The organism is Streptomyces sp. NPDC052042 (genome assembly GCF_044548345.1).
In the GTDB taxonomy this organism is placed as follows: Bacteria; Actinomycetota; Actinomycetes; order Streptomycetales; family Streptomycetaceae; genus Streptomyces.
Window position 1 is genome coordinate 1 of sequence record NZ_JBIUBU010000076.1, and the last position, 3122, is coordinate 3122.

The window sequence follows — 3122 nt, forward strand, 5'->3', positions numbered from 1 at the left end:
ACCCGTCGAGTACGAGACCAACTACTACACGGAACTGACAAAACCCCAGGTCACAACCACAATCTGAGATCTCTACCGAACCCGGGGCGGTTCACTTCATGTTGCGGACTGGCCGGTTGCACGCCCCCGAAGGGCGCTTGTCACTCCACTTCGACGCCACCCTTTCGAGCGACGCCGGGAGTCAGCTACCGGGGCCCCTGGCGTCTCCCCGGACCGGACTTGCACCGGCTGGCTACCCTGAGCTTGTCGTCCGGTTACATCGTTCACATCCATTCTGAGCTGGGAAGACGTCCCGGACTGCTGGACGTACGCTTGTTCTTTAACCTCACGTCACTGCGGAATGCTTGCCGGTGGAGAAAATGCGGTGCGTGCTGGCACCACGCTGGTCAGACTCGCTGACATGACTGAGAAGATCACCCGCATCAACCCCGAGCAGCTGCATGAGACACCCGGCTACCACCACATCACCGTGGTGGAGGCGGGCCGTACCGCCTATCTGGCGGGGCAGTGCCCGCTTGATCGGAATGGTGACCTCGTCGGTTCCGGTTCCCTCGAGACGCAGGTCGACCAGGTTGTCGCGAACGCGCTCGCTGCCCTGGCAGCGGTGAGTGCCCAGCCTGAACATGTGGTGCGGTCAGTGATCTACGTGCGGAGCGATGAGAGGGACATTCTCGGAGCCGCATGGCGTCGGCTCAACGAGTCTGCCCTGGGTCCGGCGTTCACCACCGCCAGCACGCTCTTGGGCGTCGCCCAGCTGGGCTTTCCGGGACAGCTCGTCGAGGTGGATCTCACCGTGGCGCTGCCTGACTGACTTCGAACGGCGTATCGAACTGGGTAGCCCAGCTGGGCATTCGCGGGACGCTGGGGCGGCCTTCGTCTGATCATGTGCTCAGACCAAGGTGCACCGATCGAGACGAAGGCCGTGAAGGTGAGTCTGCTGCCTGACGCCGGTCCCTGGGAAGCGTTCGCGCAAGCGTCACGCTTCCGGGAGGATCTATTCGACTGCCTGACCGTGCACGGGGACGAGCTGTTCGAGCTCGTGGACGCGTTGCTGTGCGCGGACGGCCCGGTGACGTCGCCGGTGGATCTGACGCTGGTGGCCGAGCACCGGCGTAGGCACGGTGCGATGTACGAGGCGTTGAACCACGGGAACGTGGACGTAACCCGGTTGCGGCAGGTGCTGGCCGGTCTGCCGATGCCGCGGGCCGCCGACGGGCGCCTGGTCCTGGCGGTCGATGTCAGCAACTGGCTCCGCCCTGACACGCCGACCAGCGCGGATCGCCTGTTCTGCCACGTCTAGGGCCGCAGCGGACGCTCCTCGGACCAGTTCGTCCCCGGCTGGCCGTACTCGTTCGTCGCCGCCCTCGAATCGGGCCGGACGTCCTGGTGCCAGCTCCTGGATGCCGTCCGCCTCGGGCCCGAGGACGACGTCGCCGAGGCCACCGCCTCCCAGCTCCGCCGGGTGGTCACCGACCTGATCGAGATGGGCCGCTGGCACGTCGGCGACCGCGACATCCTCATCGTCTTCGACGCCGGCTACGACGCTCCACGCATGGCCCACCTCCTCGACGGCCTCCCGGTCGAGGTGCTGGGACGGATGCGTTCCGACCGCGTCATGCGACGGTCGACGCCCTCGCTCAGGGAGTACGCCCTGGCCTATCCCCAGGGCGGGCGACCGCCGAAGCACGGCAAGGAGTTCCGCTTCGCCAAGCCGGACACCTGGGGTGAGCCGGACGCGGCCACGACGCAGGTCACCGACCGATACGGCACCACCCGCGCGATGGCCTGGGACCGTATCCACCCGCGCCTGACCACCCGCTCCGCCTGGATCGAGCACACCGGCGAACTCCCCATCATCGAGGGCACACTGATCCGCCTCCAGGTCGACCGGCTGCCCGGTGGAGGAGACCCGCTGCCGCTCTGGCTGTGGTCGTCCGCCACCGGCCTGAACTGCGAGGACGTCGACGTGCGCTGGCAGGCATTCCTGAGGCGCTTCGACCTGGAGCACACCTTCCGGCTGATGAAACAGACCCTCGGGTGGACCCGCCCGAAGCTGCGAACGCCCAAGGCCGGCGAGCGCTGGACCTGGCTGATCATCGCCGCCCACACCCAGATCCGCCTTCTGCGCGAGGCCGCCGCCGACTTGCGGCGGCCGTGGGAGAAGCCCGCCGAGCCCGGCCGACTCACCCCGGCCCGAGTCCGCCGGGGGTTTCGGAACCTCCGCCCGCACCTGCACTGCCCGACCCGTGCGCCAAAACCCTCAACCCCCGGACCTGGCAGGCCACTTGGCTCGAAAAACCGGCGGCCCGCCACCCGTTAAGATGTGGGTAAAACCGTGAAACGACCAGAGAGCATCACCGAACGAAACCGACTCAAACCATAAAGAACAAGCTGAGCACCATGGCGGTCAGTCCAGACGGTCGTATGCGCCCGGCTCCCAGTCGGCGAACAGTGTCAGTGCCTCCGCTGTCTCGGTGCGTTCCGGCGCTGTGGAGGTGGCCGGCCACCAGTTCTCCACCTGATGCGCGTCCACGAGGACGAAGGCCCGGTATCCATGGAAGTCGCCGGGGTCGTCTGCCACGCCGATGTGGATGGGTGCGTCATCGGGCAGGTCTTTGAGTGCGTCGCGAAGCTGCGCAGCGTTCCAGACCTGCGGGGTGTGCTCGAAGACGTCGGTCATGGGCACAGATTGCCGGACCGGAACGCGTTGCCGGTGAAGACACGGCCGTGCCCCGGGCCAGAGCACTGATCCGGGGCACGTGGACGACTACCAGGCGTTCAGGTCGGAGCCGCTCGCCCCGAATGAGAAGGTCGCCGTGGTGGTGCAGGTGGCCCCCGGACGCCGCACGCGGATCCTTTTCCAGGTCGTCACCCAGGGTGAGTGCAAGGTTGATCTGGCAAGTGGGGACGGTCGAGGAGTAGGCCGTGTCGCTCCGGAGCAGCCCTTCGGCGGCATGGCTGGGGAGAGGGGAAAACGCTGGAAGTGCGTAGGCGCAGGTGAGAGCGTGGCCCCATGAGCACGATCGATGGGACGCCTCCCCGATCGGGTACGCCCTGTACGCGCTGACCACCGGCGCCGAGACCGACCTGGCCACCGCGGCGGCGATGCTGAACCCCGAGGC

At 67.2% G+C, this 3122-nt stretch carries 2 protein-coding genes and 1 pseudogene; 2 read left to right on the top strand and 1 reads right to left on the bottom strand.

Features of this window, described 5'->3' with window-relative positions; translation table 11 throughout:
• Window positions 1-400: 400 nt before the first annotated feature.
• Together ACIHCL_RS36890 and ACIHCL_RS36895 are read left to right on the top strand one after the other, a co-directional pair.
• A complete protein-coding gene (locus ACIHCL_RS36890; RefSeq protein ID WP_399868925.1) occupies window positions 401-811 on the top strand; it encodes a RidA family protein in 411 nt (136 codons plus the stop codon).
• 117 nt (window positions 812-928) lie between these two features.
• Window positions 929-2383 (top strand): annotated as a pseudogene (locus ACIHCL_RS36895) (NF041680 family putative transposase).
• Between the two features lie 24 nt (window positions 2384-2407).
• Here the strand turns inward: ACIHCL_RS36895 and ACIHCL_RS36900 are convergent.
• Window positions 2408-2680 (bottom strand): DUF6225 family protein, encoded by a 273-nt coding sequence (locus ACIHCL_RS36900; RefSeq protein WP_399868926.1) that lies wholly within the window; start codon window positions 2678-2680, stop codon window positions 2408-2410.
• Window positions 2681-3122 lie beyond the last annotated feature (442 nt).

Coding starts and splice junctions, on each gene's coding strand:
- ACIHCL_RS36900 (WP_399868926.1), bottom strand. CDS start 2,680: ATGACCGACGTCTTCGAGCACACCCCGCAGGTCTGGAACGCTGCGCAG.
- ACIHCL_RS36890 (WP_399868925.1), top strand. CDS start 401: ATGACTGAGAAGATCACCCGCATCAACCCCGAGCAGCTGCATGAGACA.